This window comes from Pantoea sp. MBD-2R, from assembly GCF_039134845.1.
Lineage (GTDB): Bacteria > Pseudomonadota > Gammaproteobacteria > Enterobacterales > Enterobacteriaceae > Erwinia.
This window is the reverse complement of sequence record NZ_CP152417.1, coordinates 2,160,024-2,181,347: the sequence shown is the minus strand read 5'-3', so window position 1 is coordinate 2,181,347 and position 21,324 is coordinate 2,160,024. Positions and strand designations below refer to the sequence as shown.

The window sequence follows — 21,324 nt, the reverse complement described above, 5'->3', positions numbered from 1 at the left end:
TTTTAAGATTAACCTGTCCGGGCGGCGCGGGATCGATGCCGCAGCGCAGCTTACTGATTTCTTAACGCCGCCAGGCCGTGTCGCTGCTGACCTTGCGGATCGAAATTGCGTTCATCCAGCCAGCGTACAAACCCCTGACGGACGGCGGGCCATTCGCTGTCGATAATGGAAAACCACGTGGTATCACGCGTGCGGCCTTTATAAACGATCGCCTGGCGAAACAGCCCTTCATAGCGGAAGCCCAGACGCAATGCCGCCTTACGCGAAGGGGCATTCAGGCTGTCGCACTTCCACTCGTAACGACGGTAGCCCAGCTGTTCAAAAGCATACTGCATCAGGAGAAAATGCGTTTCGGTTGCCGCTGGCGTGCGCTGAAGCAGCGGCGAAAAAGCAACGTGGCCAACTTCAATCACGCCATGTTGTGGTGCAATGCGCATCAGCGCTACCGTGCCCACCGCCCGTTCGCCCTGCGCGTCAATAACGGCAAAATGCAGCGGATCGCGGCTCGCCGCCGCGTCAGAAAGATAGCGGCGGAACTCATCCTCATGGGAAAAGGGACCGGAAAACATATAGGTCCAGTCTCTGCCATCCTCTGCGTTGCCGTAAGCCTCCAGCAAATCGGCAATATGGTCTGCGCTCAGCGGTTCCAGCCGACAAAAACGCCCGAACAGCGTGACGCGCTGTGGCAAAGGGCGTGGCTCCCACGCCTCAAGCGTTTCACCGACGGGTTGTTGAAATTCGTTCACGTTTACAGACACAGCTTTTCTCCTGAACCGGTTCGTTTTCCTCATGGTAAAGCATAAAGCCGGCGGCCGCTGCTACCGCTTTATCTGAAAATCAGCGGCTTACTTCGCCTGCATGCTGTTGAAAATATCACCGGCGTCAGTTATTCACCTGGCAGCTATTGTTAGCTGAATTTCTCGGTTCACCCCATCGCTTCCCGGCTGGATATTAGCAATAACTTATTGACGCTAAAGGACTGACCATGCCGTTTCCCTTTCGCCTGCGGGCGCTTTCTCATTCTGTGGCTATCGGTGCCTCGCTGACGCTGTTTGCCGGGCAGGCTGCCGCTGCCGATCGTCCCGTTCAGGGCGGGACATTGATTTATCTGGAACAGCAGGCGCACACCAATCTCTATCCCCCCGCCGGCGGGTTTTATCCCAACGGCGGCATCCTGAATCAGATCACCGATAAACTGACCTGGCAGAATCCCCAAACCTTGCAGGTTGAACCCTGGATAGCTGAGAGCTGGACCAGCAACGCGGAGAAAACCGAGTACACCTTTAAGCTGCGTCCCAACGTCACTTTTTCTGACGGCACGCCGCTGGATGCCAACGCGGTAGCGAAGAATTTTGATACCTACGGGCTGGGCAACAAACAAAACCGCCTGCCGGTTTCGGAAGTGATTAATAACTATGCCCGCAGTGAGGTTGTCGATCCGCTGACGGTAAAATTCTACTTCAGCAAACCGTCGCCCGGTTTTTTACAGGGCACCGCCACCATCGGTTCGGGACTGGTCTCGCTGAGTACGCTGGCAAGAAATTTCGATGCGCTGGGCGATGCGCGACATATCATCGGTTCCGGTCCCTTTGTAATCAGTGATGAAAAGCTGGGACGTGAAGTGGATTTGGTCGCCCGCAAGGATTATCAGTGGGGGCCGAAAAATTCTCCGCAACAGGGTCGCGCAAACCTGGATGCCATCAAAATCATCGTGACGCCAGAAGACAGCGTGCGCATCGGTGCACTGCTGGCGGGCCAGTCCGATCTGATCCGCCAGGTGCAGGCTTATGATGAAAAACAGGCCAGCGACCAGCAGTTCCCGATTTACGCCCCCCCGACGCGAGGCGTAAATGACAGCCTGAGTTTCCGCCCGGATAACCCGTTGGTAGCCGATCTGCACGTGCGCCAGGCGCTGCTGCATGCCACCAACAGCCAGCAGATTGTCACCACGCTGTTTTCCGCCAACTATCCGCAGGCCACCTCCGTGCTGGCAAAAAGCGCGGCGGGTTATGTCGACTTAAGCGCACAGCTGAAGTACGACCCGGAACAGGCGAAAAAACTGCTGGATGAAGCGGGCTGGCAGCCGGGCAGTGACGGCATCCGTCAGAAAGCGGGCGTAAAGCTGGCGCTGACCGTCTATGAATCCCTGCCCCAGCCGCAGAACAAAGAGGTATTGCAGCTGGTGGCGCAGCAGTGGAAGCAGGTCGGTGTCGCTCTTGAGGTACGCGCTGGCGATGCCGGAAGCCGCACGCTGGATAATCTTGACCCTTCAAAAACGCCGCTGACGGTATCGGAAGTCGGCCGCGCCGATCCTGACGTGGTGAAAAGCATGTTTTATCCCGACAACCGCGATGCGCTACTGCAAAAGGGCGGCTCCAGCAGCAAGGTAAAAAGCTTCCGGGACGAGAAGCTGAACGCGATCCTTACCGCCATCTCTGCCGAAACCGACGCGCAGAAACGTCTGACGCTGGTCGGCGACGCACAGCGCTACCTGATTGCTAACGCCTATAACATTCCCATTTTCGAAGAGCCGCAGGTCTTTGCCAGCGCGCCCTGGCTGAAAGGGCTGCGTTTTGAGGCGGTGGGTCGCCCGGCGTTTTACGGCGTCTGGCTGGAAAAACATTAAGAGGAGATAACCGTGACGCGCTATCTGGTTAACCGCTTTGGGCAGGCGCTGCTGGTTTTGTGGGCCGCTTTTACCGTCTCTTTTGTGCTGTTACAGGTGCTGCCTGGCGATGCGATCCTGATTAAGTTTCAGAACCCGGATCTTGGCCTCAGCCCGGCGCAGATAGAGGAAATGCGCCAGATTTACGGCGCGTCCACGCCCTTCTGGCAGCAGTATCTGCATACGCTGCTGGCAATGTTGCAGGGGGACTTTGGCTATTCCGTCCAGGCGGGCGTGCCGGTGAGCAGCCTGATTGCAGAAAACTTTCCCGCCACGCTGCGTCTGGCGCTGCCCGGTTTTGCGCTGGCGCTGCTGATCGCCCTGCTGCTGGCCTTCGCGTCCAGCCTGACCGGGCTGCGCGGGTTGCGCAATGCGCTTCAGTCGCTGCCTTCACTGTTTATCGCCCTGCCTACCTTCTGGCTGGGGATTGCGCTGATTCAGATCTTCTCTTTTCAGCTGCGCTGGGTCCCGGTCATCAATCCTGGCGTCTGGGTCGGCTTGATCCTGCCCATTATCACCCTGGCAATACCGATTTCCGCGCCGCTGGCGCAGATCCTGATCCGCAGTATCGACAGCGTACAAACGCAGCCTTTTGTCGCCGTCGCGCGGGCAAAAGGGGCCAGTCAGAGACGGGTTCTGCTGCATCACGTCGCTCGCAATGCGCTGCTGCCAACGCTAACCATTGCCGCGCTGTTGCTGGGCGAGCTGATTGCCGGTGCGCTGATTACCGAAACCGTCTTCGGCCTGTCGGGTCTGGGGCAGCTGACGCAGCAGGCGGTGAACAACCAGGATGTGGCGGTCCTTCAGGCTATCGTGATGATCTCCGCCAGCGGGTTTGTGTTGGTTAACCTGCTGGTGGATGCCGTTACGCCGCTGCTCGATCCTCGTCTGACCCATTCCCAGGGAGTCTTATCATGAGCCTGGTCGATTTAACCCTCAGAACGCCTGCCCGCAAACGCTGGCTGCTGCGCCGGCGCTGGCAGCCCGGCCTGCTGCTTGCCTGGCTGGTCATGGTAGTGACAATCGCCTGGGCAATCGCACCCGGCTGGTTTACCGACTGGAGCGGCACCGAAGGCGTCGCTGGCGCACAGCGCCTTGCGCCTCAGCCGGGCCACTGGCTGGGTACCGATCAGCTGGGGCGCGATCTTTTTGCCCGCATTATCTGGGGGGCGTCACATTCCCTGAGTGGTGCGCTGGTGGCGGTCGTGCTGGGCCTGACGGTCGGCACGCTGCTGGGTGTGGTGGCTGGTGCGGTCGGTGGCAAAACGGAAACGGTTCTGATGCGCCTGGTGGACGTCCTGCTCTCGATCCCCGGCCTGCTGCTGTCGCTGAGCGTAATCATCCTGCTCGGCTTTGGTACGGTCAATGCAGCCATCGCCGTGGGCATCACCTCCATCGCCAATTTCACCCGTCTCGCCCGCGCTGAAGTGATGCGCGTCCGTCATGCGGATTTTGTTGAGGCGGCCTATGGCAGCGGCGGAACCTTTTTCAGGGTGCTGATCCGGCATATTTTACCCAACTCGCTCACGCCGGTTGTGGCCTTCTCGGCGTTGCAGTTCGGTAACGCGATTCTGGCAATTTCTACCCTCAGCTTTCTTGGATACGGTACGCCGCCGCCAACGCCGGAATGGGGATTGCTGATCGCCGAAGGCCGCAACTATCTTGCCACCGCCTGGTGGCTGACCACGTTTCCCGGGCTGGTTGTGGTGCTGGTGGTTCTTTCCGCTAACCGCATCAGCCGCCAGTTTTCAGGAGAACGCCGATGAACACAGCGGTTCTGCAACTGCAAAACGTCAATATTCGTTATCACAGCGACAGCGGGCAAAAACGCGTGGTGCACAACGTCAGCTTTGCCGTTAACCGCGGGGAATTTGTCGCGCTGGTGGGCGAGTCCGGCTCCGGTAAAACCACCGTCGCTCAGGCCATTATCGGCCTGCTGGCACCTAACGGCGAACGCGAAAGCGGCCAGATTATCCTCAACGGCAGCGACATCAGCGACTGGTCACAGAAAAGGCTCAACGCGCTGCGCGGCGCACGTATCAGTTTAATTCCTCAGGATCCCGGCAGTTCGCTCAATCCGGTGATGACTATCGGCGACCAGGTGGCGGAGATCCTGCATCTGCACCTGCGCCTTTCACGTCAACAGCAGCGGCAAAAAGTAATTGAGCTGCTGACCCGCGTCGGCCTCAGTTACCCTGAACTCAGGGCGGATCAGTATCCACATCAGCTTTCCGGCGGGATGAAACAGCGCGTGCTGATAGCCATTGCCATTGCGCTACGGCCCGCGCTGATTATTGCCGATGAGCCGACCAGCGCGCTGGATGTAACGGTGCAGAAACGCGTTCTCGATTTGATCGCCGGTTTATGCCGCGAATACGGTACGGCAGTGCTGTTTGTCACCCACGATCTCGCCGTGGCCGCCGCCCGCGCCGACAGGATTGTAGTTTTCCGCGCCGGGAAAATTGTTGAGCAAGGCCCAACTTCCCGCGTGCTGAACTCGCCGGAAGATGCCTGGACCCGCCAGCTGTTCGCCGATGCGCCGGCCTTTGCCGCGCCCAAACTGGCCAGCATAGCGCCCGGCCTGGCGCTGCCCGCGATTGAGATCGGCGGCATCAGTAAAGGCTTTTCTGCCGGACGCGCAGGCCGCTTTCAGGCGCTGGATAACGTCTCCTTCAGCGTGGCAAGCGGCAGCACGCATGCGCTGGTTGGGGAATCCGGTTCCGGCAAAACCACGCTCGCCCGCATCCTCTCCGGGTTTACGCAGGCGGAAAGCGGCACCATCACGCTGGATGGCATTCCACTGGCGGGGCTGAGGCCTGAGGCGTTGCGCCAGCTGCGGCAGAAAATCCAGCTGGTCTGGCAAAATCCTTTTGCCTCGCTGGATCCGCTGCAAACGCTGTACCGCATTATTGAAGAACCTCTGCTCAATTTTTTATCGCTCAGTAAAGACCAGCGGCGCGAGCGCGTGGAAGAGATCGCCCACCGCGTTGCCCTGCCCGTTGAACTGTTAAGCCGCAAGCCGCGAGAATTGTCTGGTGGACAGCGGCAGCGCGTTGCCATTGCGCGGGCGCTGGTGCTTCGCCCTAAAATTTTGGTACTGGATGAAGCCACTTCCGCTCTCGACGTCACCGTCCAGGCGCAAATTATCAGTCTGCTGCGGCAGCTACAGCAGGAAATGGGCCTGACCTATCTGTTTATCTCACACGATTTAGCCACGGTTCGCCAGCTGGCACACAGCGTGTCGGTGCTGCGCGCCGGAAAACTGGTGGATCACGGCCCAACGGAAAACGTCTTTAACCGGCCCACCAGCGACTATACCCGCACGCTGCTCGCCGCTATTCCAACTTTCAGGCATGAGAGGGAAACCGTATGAAAAGACTTGGCTTTTTTACGCGTCTGCTGGATAAAACTTCGCCCCGCGAGCGTTACCGTCTGGCGACGGCACAAATTCTGCACGCGGAAAAATGGGGATTCGACAGCGCCTGGATTGCCCAGCACCATTTTCATGAACAGGAAGGGGGTTTACCTTCGCCGCTGCTGTTTCTGGCCAGCGTTGCGGCGCAGACGTCGCGCATTCGCCTCGGTACCGCCATCATTACGCTGCCCATGGAGAATGCAATCAGGGTCGCGGAAGACGCGGCGGTACTGGATTTGCTGGCCGATCACCGTATTGAACTCGGTTTTGGCTCGGGCGGTACGGCGACCTCGTTTTTGCCGTTTGATTTAACGCTGGAAACCCGCGGCGACGCGTTTGCCACTCAGCTGGAAACCCTGCTCTCGGCATGGCGTGGCGAAACCCTCGGCCATGCGGATAACCGTCTTTATCCAGCCGCGCCACAGCTGCTCGATCGGGTTTGGCAGGCCACGTTTTCCGTACAGGGTGCGGCCCGCATCGGTGCCGCTGGCCATGGGCTGATGCTCTCCCGCACGCAGCCTCGCCCACAGGTACAACCCTTACTGCCGCTGGATGACATCCAGAATCCGATGATTGATGCCTATCTGGCTGCGCTACCGGCAGGCGTAGAGCCGCGCATTCTGGCTTCGCGCACCGCCTTTGTCGCTGACGATGGCGCAGAGGCCCGGGCGCTGGCAGTACCGGGTTTGTCGCAGCAGGCCGCCCATCATCGTGCCGCCGGACATCCGATTGAAGGCTCCACGCTGGATGACTATATCGCCGCCTTTGATGTTCATCTGGGATCGCCTCGTCAGGTTATTGCCTCACTGCGTCAGGACTCGGTTTTAGCGCGTGCAACGGACATTTCCTTCCAGGTGCACTCAATCGATCCGCCTCATCACTATATTTTGCGTTCCATTGAGCTACTGGCGAGCGCCGTCGCGCCCGCCTTTGGCTGGCGTTCGCCCACCGATCCCCTTACCGTTGGAGAAGCATCATGACCCGGACAAAAGATCTGCTTGATGAACTGGCTGAAATCAAATCCGCCAGCGCGCTCGCCGAGGCTCGCGCCCTGCGCGGTGCGGCGACTGAACATACCCAGGGCAGTCATGAGATTTTGTTTTCATCTGCCAGCAAAAGTTTTCCTCTCAGCTGGCGCGCGGCGCTCGCCCGGCAGGTTGCGCTGTGGCATCAGGCGCCGCAGCTGGCTAATTATTACGCCAGCCTGCCATCCCAACCCGCCGAAGGCGCAGGCTTGCAGGCGGCACTCGCTCACGCAGAAACGTTGACTTTCACACCTGCCGCAGCGACGCAGGGCGATCTGCACGCATTGCGGGAAGCGGGCTGGTCGGTGCAGGACATTGTGACACTGTCACAACTGGTCGCCTTTGTCAGTTTCCAAAGCCGCCTGCTCACCGGACTGCGGTTGCTGGCGGGCCATAGCGTGCCGCGCGGCAGTCATGAAGCAGTGGCAGCCGTCTGGCGCAGCGAACCCCGAACCGCAACCGGTCAACCTGCCCCCCAGGCTTTTACGCAACGGGAACTGCACTGGGAACCCTGGCTGGCGGTTAAACCTCTGGACGAATTTAACGCGCTGGAGCAGGCAACGCTGGCAAAATTTGGCCACGCGGATTCTGACTATTTTCGCCTGCTGGCCCGTAATCTGCCGCTGCTGGAACAGCGGACCCTGACCGACAAAGGCATCTTTTATACTTCGGGAGGCCTGCCGCGTGCCGAACGCGAGCTGGCAGCCGCAGTGGCCAGCAAGGTCAATGGCTGCATCTATTGTGCTTCCGTGCATGCCCGCAAAGCCAGCCAGCTGTCTAAACAGACGGATGATGTGGCGCGGCTGATTGCCACGCCGCCGGGTCAGGCGCTGGAGACGGGCCAGTCCGATCGCTGGCAAAAAATTATCGCCTTTTCAGCGGCCCTTTCGACAACGCCGCCCAACGCTTCGCCCCGCCAGCTTGATGCGCTACGCGAAATCGGGCTGGATGAACTGCAACTGCTGGATCTGGTGCAGGCCAGCGCCTTTTTCGCCTGGGCGAACCGGCTGATGCTGACGCTGGGGGAGCCGTTTGAATAACAGACGTTAAAGCCCGCTTATTGCCTGGTTTCCCTGGCGTTTGAGGCAAATGTTTACAGCTGAAACCAGAGGCGTATTATCAAATCCGCAAACAGATTGCTTTATTAACTAAGCAGCCAGGGAATATTAGGGATGAGCAAACGAAGCGATATCATGGATGGAAAATACGCCGTAACATCAAAGACCGGTAAAAAAAGAAGAGGCATTAAAACGATGGGATTATTACGGTAAGATCGGCTCATTTAAAGTAAAGGGATTTACGCCATTACTGTTTCCCGATCCTGAAAAATTCCCTAACGCACGCCCACGCCAGACAACCCTACCGCCGTTCATGAAAACCGTTGTCCCTTATAACGACTTTTTGTCCGGGAACGTTATCCTGCCTGCCAATGACAAAACCTTTGTGGTCTTAGGGGCTGGAAATAACAGGATGGGACTATGAAGACAGTGACAAAAATCGGTTCAGGATTATTCGCGATAGTCGGGCTGTTCGCTGTTATCGCCTGGCCTTACGCAAAGATGGAATTTGCCAGTAGCGCCGCATATACGCAAATGGATAAAAACGAGTATGAATATTACACTCCAGACTTGCTAAAAAATATGCCAAGAATTTCTGACAGTTACACATTCCATTATACAAACATCAGTGGACCCCATGCGTTTGTCTATGAAATACGGTTTAAAGGCACCACTCAAACAAAAAATGTCAGGGACTATTTGCTCTCAACCGGTTTTAAACCACAAACCGAGTGTGACGTCGAAGCCGAATGCTGGCTATCGGCACATTCAAAAGGGGAAGTCACGGTCAGTACATTTCCATCACCCCCTGTCGTTATCATTCAAATGAGTCGTAATAATTACGATCTTTCAAAAGATTAAAGCTAATAGCAATCCGGGCCGAAAAGCGAACCTTCGACGTGGCTTTTCGGCCAGGTAAAAGTCAAACCAAAACCAACGCTCCTTTTGCCTGGCCACACCGATCCGCGTGGGCTTTCGTTCCTCAGGCCGCCGCACCCCGTTTATGCCTGAAGTCCCTGCCGGGCGCTATTAATAATCAGGCTGTTGTTGAGAAAACCAGCGGCAACAAGATCGTCCGCCTGCCGTTGCTGTTCAGCGAGCAGCTCCGTTGAGACCGGCAGGATCCCCCATGAACGCCGACGAAGCGCGGTAAACCAGCTCTCCACGCTAATACTTCCAGCCAGATGCTGGTGAATGAGTTCCGCCGCCTGGAGCGGATGTGTGGCGATCCAGCGGTCGTTCTCTGCCAGCACCGATAAAGCCAGCCTGGCCTGCCGCGAATAGCGCTCACGCCAAGATTTCCGGCACCAGAACAGCGTGCGGTTGGCAATAAACTCATCAACCTGCCCCAGCATACGTACCATCTTTGCATCACGAGCCGCGCTCAGCCAGGGATCGATTGCCGCCCAGAGATCCACGCGCCCTTCCCTCAAGGCTCGCGGCGACTCGCTGCCGCTCAAATCGACCAGGGTGATATCTTTCAGCGTCAGGCCATTTTGCAGCAGCTGCTGCGCTAAAAAACGATCGGTAACCGATCCCCGGATGCAGGCGATACGCGTGCCTTTGATCTGCTGCGGAACCTGTAAATGACTCTCCTTCATCACCAGCAGCGCACAGTTAGCATTACTCACGGGGGAGGCTCCCAGGTAAGCGACGTCCAGCCCCTTTGCCTGAGCATAGAGCGGCGATGTCGTTCCCGTACCCACAATGTCGAGCTGATGACTGGCAAGATAAGCCGCGCTGTCGGCGCCATGCTGATAATCCATCCATTCCACCTGCCAGCCGTGGCTTACCGCCTGCGTCTCCAGCTCGCCCCGGTGGCGCAAAATAAACAGGGAAAGGTTGTCCGGGTGACTGCCCACACGCAGCGTCATTCGGTTTTCCCCTTCAGGTTTGCCGGACGTCGCGAAGGGCATGTTAAAGGGGTGAAACGGGCTGAGGAAATTTGCATAAGATGTCCTGTAGGGTGATTTTTTTATTATCACATCTTTAACAAAGGCGGCAGGTGGCGACAAAGAAGTTATCCGGCAAACCTTTGCCAGAAAAAGGGTTTTCCTGCCCTCTTCGCTTCCTTATCCTGGCCGATAGCCATCAGTTTGTATTAAGGCTGGTCCAGAAAGCGCTGTGGATGATCGGCTACGGGCTGTTGGCACTCATCATATCGGCCAAACAGCCGATAACGGTTATGGGCGATGAGATCGTAGCAGCGGTTACTGATGGCTTTTGGAAAAAAACGCAGAATGCTAAAAATTCGCCATGGGAAGGGCAGCCATTTCATTACCCGAAAAATGGCTTCGGCGCGCAGGTATACCTGGCCGTTATCCAACAGGACAATGGTGTTGATTTCATCCGGCGACATGCCTGCTGCAATCAGCAACGCTTTGCCTTTACGGGTTTGTACCGCAGCCAGCCGAACCTGATGACCCGTATCATGGCGGATCAGAAAATTGACCCAGCCGTTACAGAGTTTGCAGACGCCATCATAAAGCACGATCCGATCGTGCGGCGCTGCTGAAGAAGAATGAGACATGCTGTTATCCAAATTTGTGCGTGGCGGCTTAATGCATCGGCCCTCCAGACAAGTTTAGCTTAACTATTAGCTTTCCCGATGGGGAATAATTTGCAGGCGATTATGACAAACAACCTGGGAGATAACCGGCACCCACAGGTGCTGGAGATGTTTACTACCACTGATAGCGAACGGGATGAGATCCTCAGCAAGTTTACCGAGCTGGCCAGCCGGCTGCTGGAAATCCCCTCCAGTTTTATTTCCGTGATGGATGAGAAGCAGCAGTATATTAAAGCGGCGCAGCGTTTTGCATTGCAGCAAACGTCGCTTGAAGATGCGCTCTGCCGCCATACGCTGGCCAGCGGCACGATTCTGGTCTGTCAGGATACGCATCACGATGAGCGTTTCCGCGAGCATCCCCTGACGCTTGATGTACCGTTTATCCGGTTTTATGCAGGTGCGCCGCTGAAGTTAAGCAATGGCATGGTGATCGGTACGCTGTGCGTTGCCGACGTTCAGCCGCATCTTTTCCCGCAGCATAAAATAGAGATGCTACAGCTGCTGGCCGATATCATCACCTCCTGGCTGGACGCCTGGCTTAACAACGGCCTTCGTGACGTTGTCACTTCTCTTCCCAATCGCCAAAAGCTGATGCAGGACCTGGCGTTGCTAAAAGAGATGGGCGTGCAGGAGCGGCACAGTCTGGTGCTGATTGAATGTCTGGATGTGACGCGTGCCTATGAAATTGCCCGTTCGCTGGGTATGGGCACGCTGGAAACGTTGCAAAAAGATATGATTGAGCTGCTGCGCATTCGGCTTCAACTTCAGCCGCAGGAGGTTTTATATTGCTTTACGAAAGGCTGCTTCGCCCTGCTCTCGGCTGCCAGATCGTACGCCTGGCTACAGCGTTCAGGCGAAAAATTAAGCAGCGCCCACGCCCGACTGCATGAAGGCATTACGATTGACCTCAGTATTCATCTGGGCGAGGTGAATTTTGTGCCGGTAAACTCTACACCATCGGAAATTGTGCGCCGTGGCTTTAGCGCTTTGCATGAAGCTATCAGTCTGCGCAAACCCTGGCAGACTTATGATGAAGCGCTCGACAACCGCCGCAAACTTGATTTCCATCTGCTGCATGATTTGTCAACGGCTTTGCGCGGCGAAGGCGGCCTGTATCTGGTTTATCAGCCCCAGCTTTCCCTGCACAGCGGGCTGCCGGTGGGTCTGGAAGCCCTGCTGCGCTGGGAACATCCCACCCTCGGTAATCTGCCGCCGATGACGTTCCTGCCGCTGGTGGAGACCACCAGCCTGATGGCAGAAGTGACAAACTGGGTTATCGCCAGCGCGCTGTCCCAGCTGCAACTGTGGCAGGCGAAAGGCGTGAATCTGCCGGTGTCGGTCAACGTCAGCGTCAGCGATCTGGCCAGCCCTGGCTTTGCCGACCGGCTGGAAGCGAAAATGCTGCGGGCCGGTATGCCCACCGAGCTGCTGCGTCTGGAGTGTCTGGAAACGGAAAGAATGCTGGAGTGTCCGCAAGCGCTGGCCGGTCTGAATCAGCTCAAGCTGCGCGGTTTTGGTCTGTCGCTGGATGATTTTGGTTCCGGCTACAGCAATATTAACTACCTCAAGCGCATTCCGGTGGACGTGATCAAGCTGGATCGCTCGCTGGTCTGGAAGATGGCGACCGATAACGCCAGCCGTACCATTGTCCGGCATGTGATAGCGATGCTGAAAGAACTGCACTATGTCGTGCTGGCAGAGGGGGTTGAGGATGAGCAGACGTTGCTGACGCTGCGCAGCTTTGGCTGCGATGAAATTCAGGGATACTTTTGCAGTAAACCCCTTCCGCCGGAAGGGGTTGAACAGTGGCTTAAGGGCGAGATGTTCGCGGGCTAAATCAGGATTCCAGCCAGACTGTCTGCGCGTTGGTAAACTCACGAATACCAAAGTGCGACAGCTCGCGACCATAGCCGCTGTGCTTCACGCCGCCGATTGGCACACGTGGGTCGGAGAAGCTCGGCGTGTTGATAAACATGCCGCCGGTTTCGACTTTTGCAGCAAGCTTGCGGGCGTTAGCCAGATCCCGACTCCACAGGCTGCCGCCCAGGCCAAATTCAGAGTCGTTAGCCATGGCAATAGCGTGTTCGGCATCTTTCGCCACAATCAGTGAGGCTACCGGACCAAACAGTTCCTGTTTGAAGCTGGTCATGCCTGGCTTCACGTTGCTGAGCACCGTTGGCGCATAGAAGTTAGCCGCGCCCTGAATAACATGGCCACCCAGCAGGCACTCGGCACCTTCGGCAATCGTCGCCTGCACCTGCGTATCCAGCTCGTCACGCAGATCGTAACGCGCCATCGGGCCAATATAGGTCGCTTCGTCGCGCGGATCGCCCACCACCATCTCTTTCACTGCCGCAACGAACTTGTCGCGGAATTCAGCAAAAATGCTTTCTTCCACAATAATGCGTTTCGCTGCCATGCAAACCTGGCCACCGTTCATAAAGCGACCGGCAACGGCCCCTTTCACTGCCGCATCAATGTCGGCATCTGCCAGCACGATAAAGGCGTCGGCGCCGCCCAGCTCCAGCACGCTTTTCTTCACTGCTGCACCCGCCAGCGCGGCAATTGCGGCACCGGCACGTACGCTGCCGGTTAGCGTGACGGCGGCAATACGACGGTCGTTAATGATTTTTGCCACGGCATCGTTATCGGCATTCACCACGCTAAACAGACCCTGTGGCACACCCGCTTCGGTCAGCACTGACTGCAACAACAGCGCGCTGCCCATGATGCTCGGTGCAGGTTTCAGCAGGTAGCTGTTGCCCGCCATGATGATTGGCACCGCGCCACGCAGCACCTGCCAGACCGGGAAGTTCCACGGCATCACCGCCAGGACCGGGCCTAACGGCAGGTAGTTGACGTAAGCCTTGTCGTTTTCCACCCGCGTTGCTTCTGGGGCCAGAAAAGCCGGCCCCTGTTCGGCGTACCATTCACACAGACGGGCACATTTTTCCACTTCGGCCAGGCTCTGGGTAATGGGCTTACCCATCTCATCAGTCATCATTTCAGCCAGTGAACGGGCATGCTTGCGCAGACCCGCCGCCATGTTTTGCAGCAGCTGGCTACGGCTGTCGATTTCACTGTGGCGCCATGACTGGAACGCGCTGTCGGTTTGTTGCAGCGCGGTTTCCACGTCAGTTACTGAGGCGAACGGCGTCTGGCGGATAATTTCGCCGGTGAAAGGATTGCGGGAAACGGCAGAGGAAGTCGTCATACATTCTCCTGATGGTCGGGTGCTTGCCCAACGAAAGTCATTTGCGATGGAGACATCATAAGCTTGTCATTCATTCTTTAAAAATGAATAATAATGAAAATATCTTACTCAAAAAGAGAATGTATGGATCTGACCCAGCTGGAAGTGTTTCGCGCCATCGCTGAGGAAGGCAGCGTAACTGCCGCCGCCGGTAAATTGCATCGCGTACCGTCGAATATCTCTACACGCCTGCGCCAGCTGGAAGAAGAGCTGGGCACGCAGTTGTTCAGCCGTGAGAAGCTCCGCCTGCATATTACTGATGCGGGCCGCACGCTGCTGGATTATGCCCACCGCATTTTGGCCCTGACCGAAGAAGCGCGTTTGCAGGTTTCCAGCCAGCATCCAACGGGCGTGTTCACGCTGGGCGCAATAGAAAGCACCGCCGCGGTACGCCTGCCGCCGCTCATTGCCCGCTATCACCAGACATGGCCGGACGTGGAGCTGGATCTTTCCACCGGCCCCTCCGGCGAAATGATTGATGGCCTGCTGGCTGGCGAGTACAGTGCGGTGTTTATCGATGGCCCGCCTAAGCATCCTCAACTGGAAGGTATGCCCGTGTTTGCCGAAGAGATGGTGGTGATCTCCTCGCTCAACCATCCGCCCGTGACCAGCGCTACCACCATTTCGGGCGCGACGATTTACGCCTTTCGCGCCAACTGTTCATACCGCCGCTTATTTGAAAACTGGTTCGCGAGGGAGAATGCCGCACCGGGTAAGATTTTTGAGATGGAGTCCTACCACGGTATCCTCGCCTGCGTCAGCGCGGGAGCCGGGCTGGCGATGGTGCCGCGCAGCATGCTGGAAAATATGCCCGGCAAGGACAGCGTGTCGGCGTGGCCGCTGGCCGGACAAATGGGGCTGATCAATATCTGGCTGGTCTGGCGAAAAGGCAGCCGTTCGGCCAACCTGCGCGCCATGACCGACATGCTGGAGATCGTGCCGGCCTAAATGGGCTACGCTTAACGCACCTAACGGATCACGGGGATTATTATGTTGTGGCTGTACAATGCGCTCATCGTCCTGTTCACCGTCGTGGCGATGGAAATCATCGCGGCGCTGGCTCACAAATATATTATGCATGGCTGGGGCTGGGGCTGGCATCTTTCCCACCACGAACCGCACAGCAGCCGGTTTGAGCTGAACGATCTCTATGCGGCGCTGTTTGCGGTACTGGCGATTGTGCTGATCGCGTTCGGCAGCCGCGGCGTCTGGCCGCTACAGTGGATTGGCGCGGGCATGACGCTGTACGGCCTGCTCTACTTTATGGTGCACGATGGTTTGGTGCATCAGCGCTGGCCGTTCCGCTACGTGCCCAGACGCGGCTACCTCAAGCGCCTGTATATGGCGCATCGCCTGCATCATGCGGTACGCGGGCGCGAAGGCTGCGTCTCGTTTGGTTTTCTCTATGCGCCACCGGTTGCTAAACTTCAGGCAGTCCTGCGGCAGCGGCATGGCCGTCCGAAGCGCCAGGGCGCTGCCAGAGATCGGCAGGACGAGGCGACGACGACACCAGCCGGGAAGCCCCGGCCTTAACCGCGCCGGATACCAGCAGCCCCAGTTTTTCCAGCTTGCTGGTGCCGGCCCGCCGCGCCCAGGCATCCGTTCCGGCACGACGTACCTTGACGCCAATTTCACGGTAAACGCCGCTTGCGGTCGCCACCGCCCAGGCCGATCGCAGCGGCAGGCCACGCAGCCCTGCCTGCGCCGAACGGTAATACGGCTCTGCCGCCAGCACCAGCCGTTGCGCCACGCCAGCCAGTGCCGCCCGCTGTGAGGGCGCGGCGTAGTTTTCCAGCGTCAGGCCGGCCTCTTCAAGCCAGCTCAGGGGCAGATAGCAGCGTCCCATTTCGGCATCCTCAATAATATCGCGCGAAATATTGGTCAGCTGAAATGCCAGCCCCAAATCGCAGGCACGATCCAGCACGGCCTCATCACGCACGCCCATCACCCGCGCCATCATCAGCCCCACTACGCCCGCGACGTGGTAGCAATAGCGCAGGGTGTCATCAAAGGTATGGCAAAGCTGGCCGCGCACATCCATGGCATAGCCTTCCAGATGATCGAAAGCCTGCTGCTGTGGAATACCATGCGCCAGCGCCACCTCCTGAAAAGCGGCAAAGGCGGGTTCCTGCATCGGTTCGCCTGCACAGGCGCGTAGCGTTTGCGTCCGAAGCCCTGCCAACCTGTGCTGCGGACTCTCCTGCGGGTTGATATCGCTGTTAAAGCCCAGCGTCTGCCCATCGATCACGTCGTCACAGTGCCGACACCAGGCATAGAGCATCAGTGCGCTGCGGCGGGTAACCGGATCAAACAGCTTTGAGGCAGTTGCAAAGCTTTTCGACCCCACGGCCATGGTTTCGGTCGCATGCGCCAGTAAAGGCTGATTCATTTCCTGCTGTCCTCAATCATCAGGTTAGCGGTGACTTTGGCCGAAGCCAGCACGCCCGGGATCCCCGCACCGGGATGCGTGCCCGCGCCAACCAGATAAAGGTTTTCGATTTGGTCGTCGCGATTGTGTGGGCGGAACCAGGCGCTTTGGGTTAGCAGCGGTTCGACAGAAAACGCTGACCCCAGGTGCGCATCAAGCTCATCACGAAAATCAAAGGGCGTCATAATATGATGCGTCACCAGCTGCTCGCGCAGGCCCGGCATATGGTGTTTTTCCAGATAGTCGAAAATGCGCTCGCGGAAGCGCGGCCCTTCAACATCCCAGTCAATATTGGCCGTGCCTAAATGCGGCACCGGTGCCAGCGCGTAAAAGGTGCCGCAGCCCGGCGGCGCCATGGTCGGATCGGTTTTGCACGGTGCATGCAGATAAAGTGAGAAATCGTCCGACAATGAATCTTTATGGAAGATATCGTCGAGTAGCTCCTTGTAGCGCGGCCCGAAGCAGACGGTATGATGTTCCAGCTGGCTGTGCGGATTATTCAGGCCAAAATAGACCACAAACAGCGAGTTACTCATGCTCATTTTTTTCAACTCGGCCGCCCGCTTTTTGCCTCGCGGGTGGTCGCTAAGCAGTTTGTCATAGGTATGTACCACGTCAGCGTTGGAGGCCACGGCTGCCGCTTCAAAACGACGGCCATCCTGCAAGCGCACCGCGCTGATGCGATCGCCTTCCGTTTCCAGACGCTCTACTTTGGCGTTCACGATCATCTCGCCGCCCAGCTCGCGATAAAGCCGGGTCATGCAGTGGACCAGCTGATTGGTGCCGCCTCTGGGGAACCAGACGCCCCACTGCCGCTCCAGCGCGTGGATCAGCGTATAGATTGAGGAAGTGGCAAAAGGGTTGCCGCCGACCAGCAGCGAGTGAAAGGAGAACGCCTGCCGCAAGTGTTCGTTTTTGATAAATTTCGACACCAGGCTGTAGACGCTGCGCCACGCCTGCAGTTTCACCAGCTGGGGGCCGGCATGGATCATATCGCGAAAAGAGAGAAACGGCACAAACCCCAGCTTCAGATACCCTTCCTTGAATACCTCGCCGGAATAGCGGAAGAACTTACGGTAGCCCTCGACATCGTCAGGATTGAAACGTGCAATTTGCTCCTCCAGCCGCTGCTGATCGTTGCCGTATTCCAGCACTTCGCCCGATTCCCAGCACAGCCGGTAAAAAGGCGTCACCGGCAGCAGATCGATATATTCTGCTATCCGCTTGCCGCCACAGGTAAACAGCTCCTCGATGGCGGAGGGATCGGTGATCACCGTTGGCCCCATGTCAAAGACGAAACCCTGTTCACGGCGGACATAGGCCCGCCCGCCGGGCTTGTCACGCCCTTCAAGCAAAAGGGTAGACAGCCCTGAGGCCTGAAGACGGATCGCTAAAGCCAGTCCACCTAATCCAGCGCCAATAACAATTGTTTTCTTCATCTGAAAGCTCGCAACCTGGAAGTTTTTTTGAGTACCGCCAGCAGAGCTTTGCCAACGGGTACCGGTGGCTTACCGGTCAGAATACGGATCCTGTCGGTAAGCGTCGGATGACCGGCGTAAAACCTGGCGATTAGCCGGTCATCAAGAGAATAGAAACGCTGCATAATTTGCCATCTTTGCGCCGGTGGCCCGGCCAGAAACAGCATACGATTAAGTACGCGGAAGAAACGTTGTTGCCGCCACTGACGGGCCGAGAAATACCCGATCGCTGCATTCAGCGATGCCGATGTTGGCGTCGGCTGGCGGGCGATTAAATCGGCCAGAGACGCGGCGAGAGGCAGTGAATAGCCGGTGGTTGGATGAAACAGCCCGGCCCGCAAGCCGCTACAGGGAAGCTGATGTTGCGCACGAAACGCCGCGGGTTGCCCCGCCAGGGTAATGGGCAGGCTGCCCCACTCCTCTCGCTGTAATGTCTGGAGCTGCCAGCCCTGCGCGGCAGCATAGTCCGCAATGCGTTGGCGGGCCGCGTCGGGATCCAGCGCCACGCTGTCCTGATAGTGCGTATCCTCGATCAGCAGCGTGTCGGCGGAAAGCGGCAGCGTATACACAAAGCGGTAGCTTTGCTGCTGGTCGACCGTGGCATCCATTAGGATCGGACGTTGAAGACCATGCGGCTGCGCCAGCTGCCATTGCTGCCCCAGAAACGCCTGTAGCCCAATCGTATGATACCGGCTGGGCCGATAGCCACGGCCATCAATCACCGCGCCAGCGGTGAAGGTTCGGCCATCGGCAAGCCGGACGCTCTGCGGGGTTAGCGCGCTGATTTCACAGCCTGTCAGCAAATCTTCGCCCAGCAGTTCGCCAATTGCCTCTGCAAAGCGTTCCGAGGTAATACTGAGGTAGTCGCTGGTGAGCGTGCGGGTAAAGCGAGGAAAGCGCACGTCATAGCCTTGCCAGCGATGCGCTACCAGCGGCGCAATCCAGTGATGTTGCTCCGCGGTTAAATCGTCTTCATGGAAAGACCAGGTGTGATTGCCGCCCGCTGAAGGCCCCGCTTCCACCATCAACAGACGTAACGACGGCTGCTGCTGGCGCAGACGCAGGGCGATCAATCCGTTCGCCAGCCCGCCGCCGGCCAAAATAACATCCCATTGCTTCATCCCGCCGCCTCAAGCCTTGCGGGCTGGGTTTTAAATGCCTGTTCGATAATATCCGCAGCACGCAGCGCGCCGCCCGCCTGTTGCAGCTGTTGGCGGGCAGCGGCGAGACGGCGTGGGTAGCCGTCATCGCTCAGCAACAGGCTTAAATTTTTCGCCATCGTGCTGCTGGTGGCAAAACGGCAGACCCGGCGGCCAAGGCCGTTCCACGCGACGCGGGCAGCCACGCCGGGCTGATCGAAGGCAATTGGCACCGCAAGAATGGGCGTGGCGCTATTTACCGCATCCACCACCGTATTCAACCCACCGTGCGTGATAACGGCCTGTGCCTGCTGTAGCACCTGCGGCTGATCGGCAAAATCGGTCACCCAGTTCGCGCCGCTGGCCAGCAGTACATCGGCCTGGTGGGCATTCAGACCGCCGCAATGGGCGATTAATAGCTGCACATCAAGGCTGCGGCAGGCGTGAGCGATAGTTTTGAACAGCCCAAACCGATGGCCCTGTAGCGTTCCCAGCGAGGCGAATACAAAAGGACGCGACGGTGAAACGGGCCATGCGCTTTTCGCGCTGCCCGCTTTCTGGCTCCGCAGCGGCCCGACGTGGTGGAAACAGGCTGGCAACGCCTGGCGGGGAAAATCCAGCAGCGGCACGGTTTGGCTGATTTGCGCCAGCGGCGACAGGCACTGATCCAGGCTTTTCCGCGGCGTCAGGCCAAATTTCGCCGCGTTGCGGGCAATCACCCGATCGTGGCTGCGCATCAGCCAGTCGTAAACCCGGCTGCTGGTATCGTAAAGCTTTAGCGCGCGCTTGTCGGTTGCGTAGTCAAACGGCATCACCGGCAGCGGCAGGCCGGTTTCACGGTTAACCGGCAGCGCGCAGGCTACCGAGACAAAAGGCAGTCCTAACGCGTCGGCGACCAACCCGCCCGCCGCTTCCATCTGATCGACAATTAGCCCATCCACCTTCAGCGCGTTCAGTGCGCCGGGCAGTTCCCGACACAGCATTTCGGTGGTACGGGACATTTGACCGATCAGGCTGAACAAAGAAATCTCACCTGGCCTGCCCGCCAGATCGGCGGCGGCCACGCCGACGTAGTGCACGGCGACATCCCGCTCAAGGGACGTTGCGGCCGCAGAGGCGGGCTGAATAAAAGTGATCCGATGCCCGCGGGCAATCAGCACCTGCGCCAGCGCCTGCATCGCATGCAAATGGCTGTAGAGCGGCGGCGTGATCACCGCGAAATGGCTCATGCATTCGCTCCGCTGTAGCGCAGCGGAGCCTGACGAAGTTCGCTAAGGTTGCTGCTGCCGGTACAGAAACAGGCAATGCGCAGCTGCTCAATGACCGTCTGGAAGTGATCGGTGACAGCCTGCGCAGAGGTATTCGCGCTGTGCAGCACGGCGGCCGCCTGACCCACCAAATCGGCGCCCAGACAAAGCGCCTTGGCAACGTCAATACCGTCTTTGATACCGCCAGAAGCGATCAGCGGCATTGTGGGCAATGAATGATGCAGGTCGCGCAGCGCCTGGGCACAGGGAATTCCCCAGTTGGCAAAAGCCATTGCCACGGCGCGCAGCCGCGGATCGCTGGCCCGCTCACCCTCAACCGCAGCCCAGCTGGTGCCGCCTGCGCCCGCCACGTCCAGCATTGCCACGCCTGCCCCGGCCAGCCGTTGGCCGACGGCGGAAGAAAGGCCTGCTCCCACCTCTTTCACCACAACCGGCACCTCCAGCGTTGCAGTCAGTTGGCTGATAGCAGCAAGAACGCCGCGCCAGTCGCGGTCGCCATCCTTCTGTAGCGCTTCCTGAAGTGGGTTAAGGTGGATAATCAACGCATCCGCATCGATCATTTCAACCGCACGCCGCGCATAATCCAGCCCGCGAGAGCCTTTGATCTGGGCCGCGCCGAGGTTCGCCAGCAGGGGAATATCGGGCGCGATATCACGCAGTTCGCGATTCAATCCTTCCTGCCCGCTGCTTTCCAGCGCCACGCGCTGCGATCCAACGCCCATTGCCAAACCCAGCAGCTGCGCTGTTTCAGCAAGATGACGATTAATATGTCTGGCGCGAGCGGCCCCGCCGGTCATCGAACTGATCAATAGCGGTGCTTTAAGGGCGCGTCCAAAAAGAGTGCTGTGAAGGTCGATGCTGTCAAGATCCAGCTCGGGCAACGCACAGTGTTCAAAGTGCCAGTTTTCAAATCCCGTGCGGGCGGAATGGACAGCGCGAGAGGGGTTCAGCACGATGTCCAGATGGTCGTTTTTACGCTGGATAAGGTTTGCGTCCTTCATTAACTCTCCATTAAAAGCAAAGCCG

Annotated in this window: 19 protein-coding genes and 1 pseudogene; 11 read left to right on the top strand and 9 right to left on the bottom strand. The window is 58.1% G+C overall.

The window, feature by feature from the left end:
- Positions 1-50: 50 nt before the first annotated feature.
- Complete coding sequence (locus AAGQ96_RS10060; protein WP_342755428.1) at positions 51-758, bottom strand: GNAT family protein; 708 nt, start codon at positions 756-758, stop codon at positions 51-53.
- A 227-nt stretch (positions 759-985) separates the two neighbouring features.
- On the opposite strand from AAGQ96_RS10060, the gene AAGQ96_RS10055 reads away from it, so the two are divergent.
- The 8 genes and pseudogenes from AAGQ96_RS10055 (at position 986) to AAGQ96_RS10020 (ending at position 9,024) form a co-directional block, all read left to right on the top strand.
- The gene (locus AAGQ96_RS10055; RefSeq protein ID WP_342755427.1) at positions 986-2,626 is read left to right on the top strand and encodes a TIGR04028 family ABC transporter substrate-binding protein; all 1,641 of its coding nucleotides are present in this window, start codon (positions 986-988) and stop codon (positions 2,624-2,626) included.
- 12 nt (positions 2,627-2,638) lie between these two features.
- Complete coding sequence (locus AAGQ96_RS10050; protein WP_147197674.1) at positions 2,639-3,583, top strand: ABC transporter permease; 945 nt, start codon at positions 2,639-2,641, stop codon at positions 3,581-3,583.
- On the top strand, positions 3,580-4,431 hold the full coding sequence (locus tag AAGQ96_RS10045; RefSeq protein ID WP_147197672.1) for an ABC transporter permease: 852 nt from the start codon (positions 3,580-3,582) through the stop codon (positions 4,429-4,431). The genes AAGQ96_RS10050 and AAGQ96_RS10045 overlap by 4 nt, the downstream gene beginning before the upstream one ends.
- Positions 4,428-6,038 carry an ABC transporter ATP-binding protein gene (locus tag AAGQ96_RS10040; RefSeq protein ID WP_342755426.1) on the top strand — a complete coding sequence of 537 codons (1,611 nt, stop codon included), beginning with the start codon at positions 4,428-4,430 and terminating at the stop codon, positions 6,036-6,038. The genes AAGQ96_RS10045 and AAGQ96_RS10040 overlap by 4 nt, the downstream gene beginning before the upstream one ends.
- Positions 6,035-7,060 carry a putative FMN-dependent luciferase-like monooxygenase gene (locus AAGQ96_RS10035; RefSeq protein WP_342755425.1) on the top strand — a complete coding sequence of 342 codons (1,026 nt, stop codon included), beginning with the start codon at positions 6,035-6,037 and terminating at the stop codon, positions 7,058-7,060. The genes AAGQ96_RS10040 and AAGQ96_RS10035 overlap by 4 nt, the downstream gene beginning before the upstream one ends.
- On the top strand, positions 7,057-8,145 hold the full coding sequence (locus tag AAGQ96_RS10030) for an alkylhydroperoxidase domain protein (protein WP_342755424.1): 1,089 nt from the start codon (positions 7,057-7,059) through the stop codon (positions 8,143-8,145). Before AAGQ96_RS10035 ends, AAGQ96_RS10030 begins: the two co-directional genes overlap by 4 nt.
- A 181-nt stretch (positions 8,146-8,326) precedes the next feature.
- A pseudogene (locus AAGQ96_RS10025) lies at positions 8,327-8,587 on the top strand (hypothetical protein); the annotation flags it as partial.
- Positions 8,584-9,024, top strand: a complete 441-nt coding sequence (locus AAGQ96_RS10020) for a hypothetical protein (protein WP_342755423.1) — start codon at positions 8,584-8,586, stop codon at positions 9,022-9,024. The pseudogene AAGQ96_RS10025 and the gene AAGQ96_RS10020, both read left to right, overlap by 4 nt.
- A 140-nt stretch (positions 9,025-9,164) precedes the next feature.
- Here the strand turns inward: AAGQ96_RS10020 and AAGQ96_RS10015 are convergent, their stop codons facing one another.
- Together AAGQ96_RS10015 and AAGQ96_RS10010 are read right to left on the bottom strand one after the other, a co-directional pair.
- A complete protein-coding gene (locus AAGQ96_RS10015; RefSeq protein WP_342755422.1) occupies positions 9,165-10,037 on the bottom strand; it encodes an ABC transporter substrate-binding protein in 873 nt (290 codons plus the stop codon).
- A gap of 227 nt (positions 10,038-10,264) precedes the next feature.
- Positions 10,265-10,693, bottom strand: a complete 429-nt coding sequence (locus tag AAGQ96_RS10010; RefSeq protein WP_147197660.1) for a thiol-disulfide oxidoreductase DCC family protein — start codon at positions 10,691-10,693, stop codon at positions 10,265-10,267.
- Between the two features lie 147 nt (positions 10,694-10,840).
- Between AAGQ96_RS10010 and AAGQ96_RS10005 the strand changes: the two genes are divergently transcribed.
- Entirely contained in the window at positions 10,841-12,568 is a 1,728-nt protein-coding gene (locus tag AAGQ96_RS10005; RefSeq protein ID WP_254446330.1) for an EAL domain-containing protein, read from the top strand.
- Between the two features lies 1 nt (position 12,569).
- Here the strand turns inward: AAGQ96_RS10005 and AAGQ96_RS10000 are convergent, their stop codons facing one another.
- Positions 12,570-13,946 carry an NAD-dependent succinate-semialdehyde dehydrogenase gene (locus AAGQ96_RS10000; RefSeq protein ID WP_342755421.1) on the bottom strand — a complete coding sequence of 459 codons (1,377 nt, stop codon included), beginning with the start codon at positions 13,944-13,946 and terminating at the stop codon, positions 12,570-12,572.
- 123 nt (positions 13,947-14,069) lie between these two features.
- Here AAGQ96_RS10000 and AAGQ96_RS09995 point away from each other — a divergent pair, with 123 nt between their 5' ends.
- Both AAGQ96_RS09995 and AAGQ96_RS09990 read left to right on the top strand, forming a co-directional pair.
- Positions 14,070-14,933 (top strand): LysR substrate-binding domain-containing protein, encoded by an 864-nt coding sequence (locus AAGQ96_RS09995; RefSeq protein WP_342755420.1) that lies wholly within the window; start codon positions 14,070-14,072, stop codon positions 14,931-14,933.
- Positions 14,934-14,975: 42 nt separating this feature from the next.
- Positions 14,976-15,518, top strand: coding sequence for a sterol desaturase family protein (locus tag AAGQ96_RS09990; RefSeq protein ID WP_342755419.1), 543 nt, complete (start codon positions 14,976-14,978; stop codon positions 15,516-15,518).
- Here AAGQ96_RS09990 and crtB read toward each other — a convergent pair.
- Genes crtB through fni form a run of 5 tightly spaced genes read right to left on the bottom strand, consistent with a single transcriptional unit; the run spans position 15,406 to position 21,299 of the window.
- A complete protein-coding gene (gene crtB, locus AAGQ96_RS09985; protein WP_342755418.1) occupies positions 15,406-16,374 on the bottom strand; it encodes a 15-cis-phytoene synthase CrtB in 969 nt (322 codons plus the stop codon). The two genes, AAGQ96_RS09990 and crtB, sit on opposite strands and share 113 nt — an antisense overlap.
- On the bottom strand, positions 16,371-17,852 hold the full coding sequence (locus AAGQ96_RS09980) for a phytoene desaturase (protein WP_147197647.1): 1,482 nt from the start codon (positions 17,850-17,852) through the stop codon (positions 16,371-16,373). The genes crtB and AAGQ96_RS09980 overlap by 4 nt, the downstream gene beginning before the upstream one ends.
- Positions 17,849-19,012, bottom strand: coding sequence for a lycopene beta-cyclase CrtY (gene crtY / locus AAGQ96_RS09975; RefSeq protein WP_342755417.1), 1,164 nt, complete (start codon positions 19,010-19,012; stop codon positions 17,849-17,851). Before crtY ends, AAGQ96_RS09980 begins: the two co-directional genes overlap by 4 nt.
- Positions 19,009-20,259 (bottom strand): glycosyltransferase, encoded by a 1,251-nt coding sequence (locus AAGQ96_RS09970; RefSeq protein WP_342755416.1) that lies wholly within the window; start codon positions 20,257-20,259, stop codon positions 19,009-19,011. Before AAGQ96_RS09970 ends, crtY begins: the two co-directional genes overlap by 4 nt.
- A complete protein-coding gene (gene fni, locus AAGQ96_RS09965) occupies positions 20,256-21,299 on the bottom strand; it encodes a type 2 isopentenyl-diphosphate Delta-isomerase (protein ID WP_342755415.1) in 1,044 nt (347 codons plus the stop codon). Before fni ends, AAGQ96_RS09970 begins: the two co-directional genes overlap by 4 nt.
- Positions 21,300-21,324: the final 25 nt, after the last annotated feature.